Source organism: Colwellia marinimaniae, from assembly GCF_002207865.1.
GTDB classification, from domain to species: Bacteria; Pseudomonadota; Gammaproteobacteria; order Enterobacterales; family Alteromonadaceae; genus Colwellia; species Colwellia marinimaniae.
The window spans coordinates 54,092-68,751 of sequence record NZ_BDQM01000015.1 but is presented as its reverse complement, the minus strand read 5'-3'; the positions used below and the strand labels follow the sequence as shown (position 1 = coordinate 68,751).

The 14,660-nt window shown below is 39.6% G+C and carries 12 protein-coding genes; 5 read left to right on the top strand and 7 right to left on the bottom strand.

The window, feature by feature from the left end; genetic code table 11:
- The first annotated feature begins 159 nt into the window (after positions 1–159).
- Positions 160–2,223, top strand: coding sequence for a bifunctional tRNA (5-methylaminomethyl-2-thiouridine)(34)-methyltransferase MnmC2/FAD-dependent 5-carboxymethylaminomethyl-2-thiouridine(34) oxidoreductase MnmC1 (gene mnmC, locus MTCD1_RS10650; RefSeq protein WP_057181772.1), 2,064 nt, complete (start codon positions 160–162; stop codon positions 2,221–2,223).
- A 48-nt stretch (positions 2,224–2,271) separates the two neighbouring features.
- On the opposite strand, the gene MTCD1_RS10645 is transcribed toward mnmC, so the two are convergent.
- From MTCD1_RS10645 to nhaA, 4 genes are all read right to left on the bottom strand, one after another.
- Complete coding sequence (locus MTCD1_RS10645) at positions 2,272–2,583, bottom strand: YfcL family protein (protein ID WP_057181773.1); 312 nt, start codon at positions 2,581–2,583, stop codon at positions 2,272–2,274.
- A gap of 51 nt (positions 2,584–2,634) precedes the next feature.
- Positions 2,635–3,798 carry an ATP-NAD kinase family protein gene (locus tag MTCD1_RS10640; protein WP_057181774.1) on the bottom strand — a complete coding sequence of 388 codons (1,164 nt, stop codon included), beginning with the start codon at positions 3,796–3,798 and terminating at the stop codon, positions 2,635–2,637.
- Positions 3,799–3,815: 17 nt separating this feature from the next.
- The gene (locus tag MTCD1_RS10635) at positions 3,816–4,349 is read right to left on the bottom strand and encodes an elongation factor P hydroxylase (RefSeq protein ID WP_057181775.1); all 534 of its coding nucleotides are present in this window, start codon (positions 4,347–4,349) and stop codon (positions 3,816–3,818) included.
- Between the two features lie 100 nt (positions 4,350–4,449).
- Complete coding sequence (nhaA, locus tag MTCD1_RS10630) at positions 4,450–5,619, bottom strand: Na+/H+ antiporter NhaA (protein WP_057181776.1); 1,170 nt, start codon at positions 5,617–5,619, stop codon at positions 4,450–4,452.
- Positions 5,620–5,902: 283 nt separating this feature from the next.
- Here nhaA and MTCD1_RS10625 point away from each other — a divergent pair, with 283 nt between their 5' ends.
- Positions 5,903–6,370, top strand: coding sequence for an Lrp/AsnC family transcriptional regulator (locus MTCD1_RS10625; RefSeq protein WP_057181777.1), 468 nt, complete (start codon positions 5,903–5,905; stop codon positions 6,368–6,370).
- Positions 6,371–6,624: 254 nt separating this feature from the next.
- Here the strand turns inward: MTCD1_RS10625 and dnaJ are convergent, their stop codons facing one another.
- From dnaJ to grpE, 3 genes are all read right to left on the bottom strand, one after another.
- Complete coding sequence (dnaJ, locus tag MTCD1_RS10620; RefSeq protein ID WP_057181778.1) at positions 6,625–7,749, bottom strand: molecular chaperone DnaJ; 1,125 nt, start codon at positions 7,747–7,749, stop codon at positions 6,625–6,627.
- A gap of 287 nt (positions 7,750–8,036) precedes the next feature.
- The gene (dnaK, locus tag MTCD1_RS10615; protein ID WP_057181779.1) at positions 8,037–9,959 is read right to left on the bottom strand and encodes a molecular chaperone DnaK; all 1,923 of its coding nucleotides are present in this window, start codon (positions 9,957–9,959) and stop codon (positions 8,037–8,039) included.
- Positions 9,960–10,363: 404 nt separating this feature from the next.
- Positions 10,364–11,035 carry a nucleotide exchange factor GrpE gene (grpE, locus tag MTCD1_RS10610; protein WP_057181780.1) on the bottom strand — a complete coding sequence of 224 codons (672 nt, stop codon included), beginning with the start codon at positions 11,033–11,035 and terminating at the stop codon, positions 10,364–10,366.
- A 157-nt stretch (positions 11,036–11,192) separates the two neighbouring features.
- On the opposite strand from grpE, the gene nadK reads away from it, so the two are divergent.
- From nadK to MTCD1_RS10595, 3 genes are all read left to right on the top strand, one after another.
- On the top strand, positions 11,193–12,074 hold the full coding sequence (gene nadK / locus MTCD1_RS10605; RefSeq protein ID WP_057181781.1) for an NAD(+) kinase: 882 nt from the start codon (positions 11,193–11,195) through the stop codon (positions 12,072–12,074).
- A gap of 136 nt (positions 12,075–12,210) precedes the next feature.
- On the top strand, positions 12,211–13,896 hold the full coding sequence (gene recN, locus MTCD1_RS10600; RefSeq protein ID WP_057181782.1) for a DNA repair protein RecN: 1,686 nt from the start codon (positions 12,211–12,213) through the stop codon (positions 13,894–13,896).
- 195 nt (positions 13,897–14,091) lie between these two features.
- Positions 14,092–14,565 carry an outer membrane protein assembly factor BamE gene (locus MTCD1_RS10595; RefSeq protein WP_057181783.1) on the top strand — a complete coding sequence of 158 codons (474 nt, stop codon included), beginning with the start codon at positions 14,092–14,094 and terminating at the stop codon, positions 14,563–14,565.
- Positions 14,566–14,660 lie beyond the last annotated feature (95 nt).

Here is a 14,660-nt window from a genome sequence, read left to right as displayed (position 1 = left end):
ACACTTGTACACTATAATATAATATCCATTCTAATATATCTATGACATTTTAACTATCTGTTATTACTTTCTGATTAGAATCAATATGTCAGGTAAAATAGATAAGGTACTCTAAGCTAAATATGTACTACTTTTATCACTTAAGCAAAAGAATTTTTCATGAAAAAACCAGATAAAACATATAAAAGCAGTAAATTATCCTATCAAGAAGATGCTACTCCCTATTCCCAGCGTTTTGATGCCTTTTATTTTGATAGTGAGTCAGCTTATCGGCAATGTGATTCGATTTTCATTCAAAAAAATCAAATAAAACGTCGTTTACAAACGGCTAAGCAAACTTTTACTGTAGCTGAAATAGGCTTTGCTACTGGCTTAAATTTTTTATTAACCTTACAGGCGTACCAAAAAGCGCAACTACATTCATCGAGCCCACTTGCTCCTTTGCATTTTATTAGTGTTGAGCAGTATCCACGCTCAAAAGAGCAACTTATCCAGGCTTTAGCTAAATTTCCGCAACTAGAGGAACTAGCGTTAGCACTCACTAATAGTTACCCGGATTGTGCTGTTGAACAATTCCAGCAAGATTTTCAGGCAAGTTTTTTAAATGGCCAAGTGCGTTTAACCCTGATATTTGATGAGGCAGCCGAAGCTTTATCTTCACTAAAATGTGGCCAACAAGGCTTAGTCGATGCTTGGTATTTAGCTGAATTTTCTGCAAAAACAAATCCTGACCTGTACAGCAAAGCCCTAGTCGGCCAAATTGGTCGACTGGCAAAAGAGCAAGCAACACTTACCACTATGCCCCTAGCGGACTTTTCACCAAAACAGTTGCACGAAATCGGCTTTCGCTTTGAAAATCAAGCTGGTGCAGGTGAAAATAGAGCCATGTTTTACGCTGTCAGGCAAAGTAACCCCTTAACAAATAAAGGTTATCAATTAAGACCACGTATTACCAAGCCTCAACATGTCAGTATTATCGGCGGCGGCATCGCTTCAGCCTGTGCGGCTTATGCACTAACAAAACAAGGCATAAGAGTTACCTTGTATTGTAAAGATAGCGCTCTGGCCCAAGGCGCCTCTAGTAATGCTATTGCCGCTTTATACCCTTTACTGCACCAACAAGCCGATGATATCAGTTCTTTTTATCAGCAAGCCTTCTGGCGTGCTAAAGCGCTATACCATGAAATTACTGAGCAAGGTTTTTCCTTCCCCCATCAGTGGTGTGGTTTATTGGAAGTCTCTTATAAAGAAGCCTTAACTAAAAGGCAACAAGCATTTGAACAGCTAAATACTTGGCCTAAAAAGCTTATCCATGGCGTCAATGCCAAGCAGGCCAGCAAGCTTGCCAATATAGACCTACCTTATGGCGGTCTGTTTATGCCAAGTGCTGGTTGGCTGTCACCGCAGCACTTAGTTAAACAAATTTTTAATGCAGCTAAAGCAAGTAACCTTTTAGATATAGTGACCGATACCCATATCACCAAAATACGACAAGTTGCTAGCGCTACTGCAGATGTGAGCACTAAAGGGGAAAGTAACAGCTCATGGTGCTTATCGAGTAAGCAAGGGGAATTTAACGCCAGTGTTTTGGTAATATGCGGAGGCGCTGATGCCATTGAAATTGAACAACTACAGGCGCTACCGCTGACCGCTACTCGTGGTCAAGTCACGAATATGGCAAGTAATAGTAAGATAAAGAAACTATCGACCGTTATTTGTCATAAAGGTTATTTAACGCCCGAAAATAACGGTATCCACTGCATAGGCGCAACGTTTCAGAAAAATGATACCAATATCAACACCAATAAAGCTGACGATAGTTATAATCTAACGATGTTAGCTAAGTGTTTACCCGAGTTATCCGCGACCATTAATTGGCAAGAGCAAGATATTGCATCAAGTAAGGCAAGGTTACGCTGTATGTCGCAAGACCACCTGCCCCTCGTTGGCGCAGTACCCAATATCAGCGAACATATAAAAGCTTACCCTCATTTAGCCAAGGATAAAAATTGGAAATATAGCCAACCTGCACCCTGTATAGATAACCTCTATGTATTACTAGGCCTTGGTGCCAGAGGTTTATGCTCAGCGCCGTTAGCGGCCGATATTTTAACAGCAGAGTTATGTAATACCCCCTATCCCATGGATAACAGCAAGTTATTTAACTTAAGCCCGAACCGCTTTATCATCAGGGATATAATTAAAAGAAAAATCCCTGCGTAAGTTAATACTAATGGCAATAGTGTCGTATTTGATATTATGGATAGTCAGCTAAAGCGAGAACCGCTGTTGACTCTCCAGCCAAAAGTTCGTCACTATGGCGTGATCTTGTGGCGATAGCTCAGTTTTAGCTTGAGTAATTTTTTCATTTACCTCTTCAATCAGAGCGCTCGAAATAACTTGGCTCTCATCGCCAAATTTGGTCGCGACTAAAGAAAGCAGTCCGCGCAAGTAACCGCCCGCAAATAAGGTATCACTATCAGTATCATCTAGATCGAATAAACCATCTAAATACTGATAAAAATCAGCAACACTAGTTAGCAGGTTACTTGCAATGTTTGAATTTTTTGAATTGTTTGACATGTAAATCACTTTAAAAATGTTAAGTTATGAGTTTGGGTTACTTAGTATCTTTTACTGAGGACTAGCAAGTGGATACAGCACTTGATCTTTATAGCCTGTGGTTATCTGCATAAAACCCGATAGCTGTTGATCTAGTTCGCTATCGCCGGTATCGCTAATCAATGGTCTATTAGCCAAGGCCGCTAGTTTAGTTTTGGTGGCGATAATAATAATATTATCACGGCCCCCAGGCTGCGCTAAAATAAAACGAATAATACGAGGGCTTAATTGCTGGTTACCGCGACCAAATACATGCCCCTGGCCGCCAATTAAGGTAATGACCAGCTTGCTGATACCTTGAAAATCAGTGATAGCTTGATAGAGTTCAGTTTCAGTGACATCGGCGGCAATAAGTGACTGCTCACAGACAATATCGACACCAAGTAAGGTGTTATCAAGACTCAACTCACTCATTAAGAAAGCAGTCGTTGAGCCAGAGCCGATGATAAATTGTCGGTTTTCATAATCAGCCATTTCTTCGATAACAGTGGCGGCAATATCTTGCAGCACAAATTCATCACTTTCTTTACCGCCGGATTTAACCGCTTGGACATAACGAAGTTCACAGGGAATTTTCATCTCACTATAGCGCTTGGCTTTGACTATACCTTGTCTAAATAAATTTTCGTCTATATCCATAACATCACCGGTCGTTAAGGTAACTAATTCTTTGGTGACCATTAATTCAATAACGCGACCGGCAGCTTTAGGGGTAATGGCATAAACACCCGAATGAATTTTGCAACCTGCCGGAATGCCTAACACCGGCACTTGCTGATAATCATCATCGTTGGTGACCACATTGGCTATATCTCGGGCGGTGCCATCACCACCAGCAAATAAAATAATATCTACGCCATGGGCGAGTAAAGCTTGTGCGGCTAACTGACTATCATCGCTTTGTGTGTGTTTATGTTTTGCTTGATAAAGTACTTCTACGTTAAAACCTAGCTCACGGGCACAGTGTTCCCCCATTTGCTCATTAGCGGTGTAGATGACAATTTCATCTTGATAAGGTAATAATATTTCCAGAGCCAATTTTGCTCTGGCATTCGCTTGCGGTTTTGCGCCAAGTGCTAACGCATGCATCGCCATACCATCACTGCCCTTAAGGGCAACACTACCACCTATACCAGCAATGGGATTAATGATAAAGCCAAGTTTAAATGTTGTCATTTTTTCTCTGTTCAATGCTACAGCGCAAAGTGCGCTCGAGTTAATGGTAATGGCGTTTGATAAAAATCAGCCAGCGCTGCGATATATAATTGTGCATCGTGGGGGAAGCCTGAGCTTAAATACCTTGCCACTTGCTGATAAACAGCCAGTTTAAAGGCAATACGGTCAGTATTGCCCGTGCCAGATAAGTTATCTACCGAGACATCAAATTTTTTCCCTACGGCAACACAAAACGCCCACTCTATTGCCTGTGGTTTTATTTCTACTTGTTCAAATTTAAGCTGCTGCGCTTGATCACGCCCATCGGGGATATACCAATAACCAAAATCTTCTAATAAACGCCTTTTCTCCCCCGCATGGCACCAATGAGCAATCTCATGAAAAGCGCTAGCATAATAGCCGTGGGCAAAGATTATCTGATGGTAAGCACAGTTTTCATCAGCAGGTGCATACAAAGGTTCATCAGCACCTTTGATTAAGCGAGTATTATATTGCTGAAAAAAAACTTGCTCGAATAGAGCGATGAGATCTTGGTAATTGTGCTGCAGCATGACGACGTTTATTTACTGAAATTATTACCGGCTATTGTAACGAAAAATGACGATGATACCATCGCCATTTTTAATTATTTACGCAAGTGAACACCGCTATTTATAATTTTTTCACCGCGCTCTTAATAACAAAGTAACCGATAATACCGGAAATAAGTGAGCCGATGACAATACCTAATCTATCTTGGAAAATTGGCGAGTTAGCGCTTTGCTCGAAGGCCAATGAACCGATGAATAAGCTCATGGTAAAACCAACACCACAGAGTAGCGAGACACCGTACAATAATTTCCAGTTAACATTGGTTGGTAATTTGGCAAAACCTAATTTAATGGCAATAAAACAAAAACCAAAGACACCAACTTGCTTACCAACCACTAAACCTAAAATAATACCCAGTGGTACCGGTGATGTAATTTGCTCTAGTCCAACACCTGCAAAACTGATACCCGCATTGGCAAAAGCAAAAATAGGCAAGACCACAAAAGCAATGGTGGTATGTAAGTTTTCCTCTAACGATTTAAGGGGTGACGGTTCATCACCCTTACCTTTCATCGGAATAAAAAAGGCTAACGCAACACCGGCTAAGGTTGCATGCACGCCCGATTTTAACACGGCGATCCACAAAATCACGCCAATAAAGATATAAGGCGAGGTACTGGTAATGTTATAACGATTCAGGGTAAATAAAATCGTTAACATCGCGGCTGCTATCACTAAAGACAACATAGATAATTGCTCAGTATAAAACAGGGCAATGATCACAATCGCACCTAAATCATCAAAAATAGCCAACGAGGTTAAAAACACTTTTAACTGTAACGGTACTTTCGAGCCAATAATCGCTAAAATACCTAGAGCAAAAGCTATATCCGTAGCGGTTGGAATAGCCCAACCATTTATCGCATTCGGGTTATCATAGTTCAATGCCACATAACATAATGCGGGTATTGCCATACCACCTAACGCGCCAACGGCAGGTAAAGTAATTTGTCCTGGCTGTGATAAATCCCCTTCTAAGAATTCACGTTTTAATTCCAAGCCGATGAGAAAGAAAAACAACGCCATTAAACCATCATTAATCCAAAGTAATAAAGGTTTAGCAATTTCAAGTTTTCCTACGGAAACAACAACGGGTACATCAAGTAATAAAGCATACCAATGAGCCCATGGAGAGTTGGCTAAGATCATGGCAAAAACTGCAGCGAACATTAATATAATGCCGCTGGCAGATTCTTTTTTCAGAAATGTATCAATGGTAGAAATTGGCATAGTTGTCCTTTTTTTGCTTATGCTATTGAGGAGGAAAAGATATCCATAGTATTATGTCATAATATGTCACAATGGCAGGTACTGGCAAACATTATCATTGTGAAAGTTTGTAACAATTTTATCACGTTATAACAGCAGAATATCGGCTTAAATATAAAAATAATTCGGATACTTTCACTTTTAACGTCAAAAATTCAAATTACTACTATATTACACTAGTCTCACTACCACCATTAAGTGTAATATTTAACTAAAGTAGCGCTATTAAATTTACAGGTGACTAATGAAAAAGCTTGATAGCATCGATTTACAAGTATTAACCATACTTTATGATGATGCAGATATTACCAATAAAGAACTTGCAGCCCAAATAGGTATTGCGCCCTCAACGTGTTTAGAGCGAGTAAAGCGCTTAAAACAAAGTGGCGTTATAAAGGGGGCATTTATCGATGTTAACTTAAAAACTATTGGCGGTAATATAGAGGCCATTGCCGCTATTCGTTTGCAACCCTATTCAGAAGAAATTGTTAATAGCCTACGCGATGATTTATTAATGTACCCTGAAATATTAAATTTATACCATATGGGTGGTAGCTATGACTACTACATTCATATGTCAGTAAAAGATAGTGAGCATTTACGTCAATTTGTTTTCAAAAATATTACTTCTCGCGAAGAAGTAACAACGGTAGAAACATCACTGGTTTTTGAGCATAGCCGCAGTGGCATATTACCGAATTTTGACGAGTAACAATTGCCTATTATACCATTTTCATTAAGTTTGTGATCTTGTTGTGTGTAGGGAAAATAAATCAGGGCAAGGCGCTCGATTGACCAATAGCGGTTATTGGGATTGAGAGCAACGCCGCCTTGGAGTATTTTAACCAGCACAAGTGGGCTATAATTTAATGACATTGGTATTAAATGTAAATAAAAGTTAAGCCATAAAAAATCCCGCGCTATTATTTAATAACGCGGGATTTATATTATCAATGAGCGAATAGGTTAGTTTTTGAGGTCATCAAAAAAGCGTTTAACACCATCAAAAAATCCAGTTTCTTTTGGGCTATGTTTTTTACTACTATTGGCCATTTTCTCTTCTAATTGACGTAATAGATCCACTTGATCGCCGGATAAGTTAACGGGTGTTTCAAGTACCACTTTACACATTAAATCACCGGTAGAAGTGCTACGTACCGACTTAACACCTTTACCACGTAAGCGGAACATTTTACCTGTTTGTGTTTCTTTAGGTATCTTCAGCTTAACCTTACCACCTAATGTTGGTACTTCAATATCACCACCTAAGGCTGCGGTAACAAAACTAATCGGGACTTCACAATATAAGTGATTTTCATCACGAACAAATATTTCGTGATCACGGACATTAACTTGCACATATAAGTCGCCCGCAGGTGCACCATGTTCACCGGCTTCGCCTTCACCAGATAAACGAATTCTATCACCGGTATCAACACCCGGTGGAATTTTAACGGATAAAGTTTTAGTTTTCTCAACACGACCTTGACCGCGACATGAGGTACATTTTTCGCTAATAACTTTGCCCTTACCACTACAGGTAGGACACGTTTGCTGTACGGCAAATAAGCCCTGACGCATCTGTACTTGGCCGTGACCATGACAAGTGCTACAAGTTCTAGCAGAAGTGCCCCTTTTAGCACCAGAGCCATCACACGGCTCACAACTGACAAAGGTAGGTACTTTAATTTCTAAGCTTTTACCCTTAACCGCCGCTTCAAGGGTTAAATCTACATTATAACGTAAGTCTGAGCCACGTTGTTGGCGCTGACGTCCACGACCGCCGCCACCAAAAATATCACCAAAAACATCACCGAAATCTTGGGCAAAACCACCGCCGCCGCCACCACCACCGCGACCACCTTGCTCAAAAGCCGCATGGCCATATTGATCATAAGCAGCACGTTTTTGATCATCATTGAGGATCTCATAGGCCTCTTTAACTTCTTTAAAGGTTTCTTCTTTAACCTTATCACCTTGAGTCCTGTCTGGGTGATACTTCATGGCTAATTTTTTATAGGCTTTTTTGACTTCTTTCTCAGTGGCGCTTTGGCTAACCCCTAAGGTTTCATAATAATCACGTTTTGACATAAATCTGTTTCTTTACTTCAAGTTGATTGAGGCTAATTTTCTTCATTTTTCGGAATTTATCGATAAAAAATCAAGAAAATCAGCACCAAATAAAAATTACTTTTTTCTCTACTAACACACAAAAAGCGCCGAAAAATATCGACGCTTTCATAAGACGTTATAAAGCAAAGTTAAATAAGCTTTAAGCTAGTTAGTTTCAGTACAAGGCGGAAGCACGGAGCTTGGTTTACCAAGTGAGTCTGACAACGTCGTAATGGAGCTAACTAGCGACAAGCTTTTTAACTGACTTACTTGTCGTCTTTAACTTCTTCAAATTCAGCGTCTACAACGTCGTCTGCAGGTGCAGCAGCATCCGTTGCTTGCTCAGCACCTTCAGGAGCAGCTTGTGCTTGTTGCTTAGCTTGAGTAATTTCCATTAATTTAGCTGATGCTTCCATTAACGCTTGAGTTTTGCTATCAATCGCTTCTTTGTCATCACCTTTAACCACGTCTTCAAGCTCAGTCAATGCTGTTTCAATTTTCTCTTTGTCTTCACTTGGTAACTCATCACCTGCTTCTTCAATTTGCTTGCGAGTAGAGTGAATCATACCATCAGCTTGGTTACGTACTTGTACTAATTCTTCAAATTTAGCATCAGCATCCGCGTTAGCTTCAGCGTCACGCACCATTTGCTCTACTTCTTCATCCGATAAACCTGAAGAGGCTTTAATAACAATTTTTTGCTCTTTACCCGTATTTTTATCTTTTGCCGTTACATGCAAAATACCATCGGCATCAATATCGAAAGTTACTTCGATTTGCGGTTGACCACGTGGTGCAGCTGGAATACCTTCAAGGTTAAATTGACCTAAAGACTTGTTCGCTGAGGCTTGCTTACGCTCACCTTGACACACATGTACCGTTACCGCTGATTGATTATCATCAGCCGTTGAGAACGTTTGTGATTGCTTAGTAGGAATAGTAGTGTTTCTATCAATAACATTGGTCATTACTCCACCGGCGGTTTCAATACCTAATGATAATGGCGTAACATCTAAAAGTAATACATCGGTAACTTCACCAGAAAGAACACCCGCTTGAATCGCAGCACCACACGCTACTGCTTCATCTGGGTTAACGTCTTTACGTGGCTCTTTACCAAAGAAATCTGTAACCGCTTTTTGCACCATAGGCATGCGTGATTGACCACCTACCATGATAACATCATCGATGTCATCTACGGTTAAGTCGGCATCTTTAAGAGCTTTTCTTAATGGCTCTAAGGTTGCTTTTACCATGTCTTCAACTAACGACTCTAATTTAGCGCGCGTTACTTTGATGTTCATGTGCTTAGGACCTGAGGCATCAGCAGTGATGTAAGGTAAGTTAACATCCGTTTGTTGTGCTGAAGAAAGCTCACATTTCGCTTTTTCTGCCGCTTCTTTCAAACGTTGCATCGCTAATGGATCAGACGTTAAGTCCATGCCTTGATCTTTCTTGAATTCAGCAACAAGATAGTTGATTAAACGGTTATCAAAATCTTCACCACCTAAGTGAGTATCACCATTGGTCGCTAATACTTCAAAGGTGTGCTCGCCGTCCATTTCATCAATTTCAATAATTGAAATATCGAAAGTACCGCCACCTAAGTCGTATACGGCAATAACCTTATCGCCTTCTTGTTTGTCCATGCCATAAGCAAGAGCAGCGGCTGTCGGCTCGTTGATAATACGTTTAACATCAAGACCGGCGATACGACCCGCATCTTTAGTTGCTTGACGTTGTGAATCATTAAAATAAGCAGGAACGGTAATAACAGCTTCAGTGACTGTTTCACCAAGAAAATCTTCTGCCGTTTTTTTCATTTTCTTTAATACTTCAGCAGATACTTGTGGTGGCGCAATTTTGTTGCCTTTTACTTCAACCCAAGCATCACCGTTGTCAGCTTTAACAATGCCAAATGGCATGATTTTAATATCACGTTGAGTTTCTTCGTCTTCAAAACGACGACCAATTAAACGCTTGATAGCATATAAAGTATTTTCAGGGTTAGTCACTGATTGACGTTTAGCAGGTTGACCTACTAAAATTTCACCTTCAGCTGTATAACCAATGATTGAAGGGGTGGTACGATCGCCTTCAGCATTTTCAATAACACGTACACTGTCGCCGTCTAAAACTGCAACACATGAGTTAGTTGTTCCTAGGTCAATACCGATTATTTTGCCCATCTTGGGAGCTCCTATTCATTAGTCTTTATCTGAAAAAGATAAAGTAATATTAATTAAATTGTTTGTTGAATAGTAAGTGGGGTCAGCAAAATGCTTTTCAACTATTCCTAATAAATAAAACAATAAATATTATTTTTTCTTTATATAACAACATAAAAAAACCAGACATTTGTCTGGATTTTTTAACTACAATCTACCTTATTCGACTAACGCAGTAGCGTTCAACGTTAAGCTGTATGGCTCAATTAAAAGGTAAATGCACTGAGCTGACGTTAGTCAATACTCCATACATCCTGTATTCCGCCTTTCAGGCCATCCTTCGGATGTTCAAATTAGTTCCCGAAGAATTTGTGAGTACACTTGCTATATAAATTGAGTTTTACAGCAACAATAAAAACCCGCTACTAAGCAGTAGTGTCTACGCTAGGTGCTGCTTTAGAGACCATCACCATAGCAGGACGGATTAAACGACCATTTAACTCATAGCCCTTTTGCATTACGGCAATAACTGTGTTTGGTGCTACATCCGGCGCTTCTTGCATAGACATAGCTTGATGAAGTTCCGGGTTAAAAGGTTGGTCTTGTGGATCAACCGCAATAACGCCAAATTTTTCTAATGACGAAATTAAACCTTGCAGGGTTAATTCAACACCTTCGATAATATCTTTGTTACTTTCATCTTCTCTATCGATACTTTGTAAAGCACGTTCTAAATTATCAACGCTTGCTAACATCTCACCAGCAAATTTTTCTAAGGCGAATTTACGCGCTTTCTCAACATCTTGAGCAGCACGGCGGCGAATATTATCCACTTCTGCTTTCGCACGAATAACCGAATCTTTTTGATCAGCAACGGTAGATTCTGCTGTAGCGACCGCCAACTCTAGCTCGTTAATTTTCTCTTGCTCTTCACTGAGCACTTCATGAGCATGTTCATGTTGCTCTTCTACCTGCTCTTCGGCTTCTTTTACAATGTCATCTGCTAATTGCTCAGCGCTAATATCTTGCTCAGGGCTAATATCTTGCTCAGGGCTGCTTACTTTCTCATCGTTAGTTGGTGTTGACTTTGTTGTCATGGAAAAACCTCAATTTTATAACTATTGGTGACATTATGGGGGCTGTAAAAAAGGATTCAAGCGTGATTTAAGACATTTTATAAAAAAGTGAACTTTACAAGTGGATAAAATCCAGCGAAACTGCTCCTATACCTAGCAAACTAAGTAAATTATCGTTATGGCTCAACTCTATACAACTATTGGCCTTATTGGCAAACCAAATCATGATGGCGCAAGTGCCACAATAAAAACTTTGCATGACTATTTATTAGCGAATAACTATCAAGTGCTTGTTGAGCATTCGGTGGCACAATCACTCGATATAAAAAACATGACAACGGGTAAACTGACTGACATTGGCGAGCAAGCTGATCTGGCAATTGTTATCGGTGGTGATGGTTATATGCTTGGCGCAGCACGGGTACTGGCTTGTTATGACATTGGTGTTATTGGCGTGAACCGCGGTAATTTAGGCTTTCTAACCGATCTTTCACCGAATGAACTTATCGAACCTTTAGCACAAATATTAGCGGGTAAGTCTCGCAGTGAACAGCGCTTTATCATTGAAGCTGAAGTGTATCGCCATGGAAAACTGAAAAGCTCTAATAGTGCCGTTAATGAAGCGGTACTTCATGCCGGGAAAGTTGCTAGCATGATCGAATTTGAAGTCTATATTGATGACGTTTTTATGTTTAGTCAGCGCTCTGACGGCCTCATTGTTTCAACACCTACCGGCTCAACCGCTTATTCTATGTCTGCTGGTGGACCGATTTTAACGCCTAATTTAAATGCACTGTCACTGGTGCCTATGTTTCCTCATACCCTAACAAGTCGCCCTATTGTTGTCGATGGTAATAGTGAAATCAAATTGATACTTGCCAATGATAACCATGAAAATTTACAAGTAAGTTGCGATGGCCATGTCATTTTATCGGTAATGCCCGGCGATGAAGTTATTATTAAAAAGAGTGAATGCAGTATTCGTTTAATTCACCCCCTTGATCACAACTATTTTAACGTTTTACGAAATAAATTAAGCTGGGGTAATAAGCTATATTAATCAGCATCATGCACTGGTAGAAAAGAATAACCTTATCAAAAAACAAGCAAATAGTTACAAATAAGCTTGAATAAAAACCAATAACTGTATAAATTAACAGGTACTGGTTTTTTATTCATGCTTAATAAGGTTAACTATGCTGCTGCAACTTAACATTCAAAATTTTGCCATTGTCCGTTCATTAGATATTGATTGGCAAGCGGGTATGACGACAATTACCGGTGAAACGGGTGCGGGTAAATCAATTGCCATTGGTGCGCTGGGTTTATGTCTAGGCGACAGAGCAACAACAAATATTGTTAGGCCAAATTGCAAAAAAGCCGATTTAGCGGCAACGTTTGATATCAAGAAAAATAAAATGGCAAAAGCCTGGTTAAAACTGCATGAGCTGGTGTCAGAACATGACAGTGAGTGCATACTTCGTCGTGTTATATCGGCTGAAGGGCGGTCAAGGTCTTATATTAATGGCAGCCAAGTGCCGTTAGTTCAGTTAAAAGAAATTGGGCAACTATTAATTAATATCCATGGTCAACACGATCATCAACTCATTGTTAAAGCTAGCCAACAGTGCCGCTTACTCGATAATTATGCTAATCATCCAACACTACTTAGTGAAGTAAAACATTATTCACAGCAATGGCATAAACTCAATAAAGAATTAGAAACACTGCAACAAAGTAAACAGCAACGGGAAGCTGAGCAGCAACTCATTCAATATCAAGTGACTGAACTCGATGAGTTCTCTTTACAACCCGATGAGTTTACAACCTTAGAGCAAGACTATAAAAGACACAGTAATGCCCAAGACTTACTTGATACAACCCTAAGCTCATTACAACTGCTCTCTGAAAATGATAATTTTAATATTTTGGACGCGCTAAGAGAATGCAGTGAAAACATCAACTCAATAGCGCGGGTTGATAAGCAATTAAACGATGTCGCCACGATACTAAGCAATACCCTCATTCAATTAGATGAAGCAAATAACGATTTAACACACTATTACCAACAATTAGAATTAGATCCACAAAGTTACGCCATCATAGAGGAACGATACTCCACGGCTTTGCAATTAGCCAAGAAACATCAACTTTCACCAGAAAATTTAGTTACTTTTCATAGCGAATTAAAACAACAACTGGCATCAATATCTGGTGATGAGACGCGAATTAATACTATTATTGAAGAGTTAGAACAGACTAAGCAGCATTATTATGACAGCGCAGAGGTATTATCAAGTTCAAGAATAAAATCAGCTAAAAGTCTCAGTAAGCGCATCAGCAAAAGCATGCAAGAATTGAATATGCCCCATGGACAATTCTATATTGCTATCGAAAGCAATAAGCAAGCTGGCAGTGGTAAAGAAGTCATCAATAGCAATGGCGCTGATATTATCAGTTTTAAAGTCAGTATTAACCCAGGTCAAGTACTTGAGGCTATGCACAAAGTTGCTTCAGGGGGAGAATTGTCACGTATCAGCCTAGCCATGCAGGTGATTTTAGCCGATAAAGTTATTACCCCAACACTCATATTTGATGAAGTAGATGTTGGTATTAGCGGGCCGACCGCCGCTATGGTCGGTAAAAAACTACAACAACTCTCTAAAAACACCCAAGTAATTTGTGTTACCCACTTGCCACAGGTTGCCTGTAAAGGCCACCAACAACTTTTTGTTAGTAAAATAACCGATGGTGAGTTGACAGAAACTCGGGTAAGTGAACTAAGTAAAGAAAATCGGGTCAAAGAAATTGCCCGTTTGTTAGCGGGTGATAAAATATCTCAGCACAGTTTAGCAAATGCTCAAGAGCTATTAGCAGGCTAATAGCTCTTGCATACTATCGACATAGCAACCATTGAACCCTACTAACAACTATTTTCTAGTAACCAGCAAGAAATCTAGCTAGTGTTTTTTTAACGGATGTAATAAATAGCTTTGCATCCATGCTGGGCTTGGGTATTATCCCTGCTCACACTTTTAGCCTGTTTTTTTTGAGCTACTTAAAGGTAAATAAATTTTATGTATTTTCGTGTTGCCATTATTATCACAGCCCTCACGTTATCTTCCTGCTCTAGTTGGGTATATCGCTATGATGTTCCACAAGGAAATTACCTTGAACAAAAGAGTATTGATAAATTACAAGTCGATATGACTAAGGAACAAGTTAGATTTATTCTAGGTAGCCCAGTTGTCGTTGACGCGTTCGATAATGATACCTGGAGCTATATCTACAAGTTAAAGTCGGGCCGTGGTAAAAAATTCGATGTCAGAAAACAGTTTATCATTAAATTTTCCGACGACAAGTTAGTTTCTGCCTCTGGAGATTTTAAACTTTCTGATAAGTTTAATACCCCGTTCAATGCTCCTGCTGGAGAAGAAGAAGAAGAATCACACACTAATAACAAGTTCAATGCTAAACAAGGTGACGTTGTCACTGAGGGTAAGCAAGATGAAGATAAGCCGGGTGAAAACAAAGCAGCTATTAAAAATTAATAGCACTTTAGTTAACTGGCTTTAACTTGATGGTTGAACCCATTTTCTTAATTTTTCTTCATTTAGCTTATTTAGCAATGAATAAAGCTTATAAA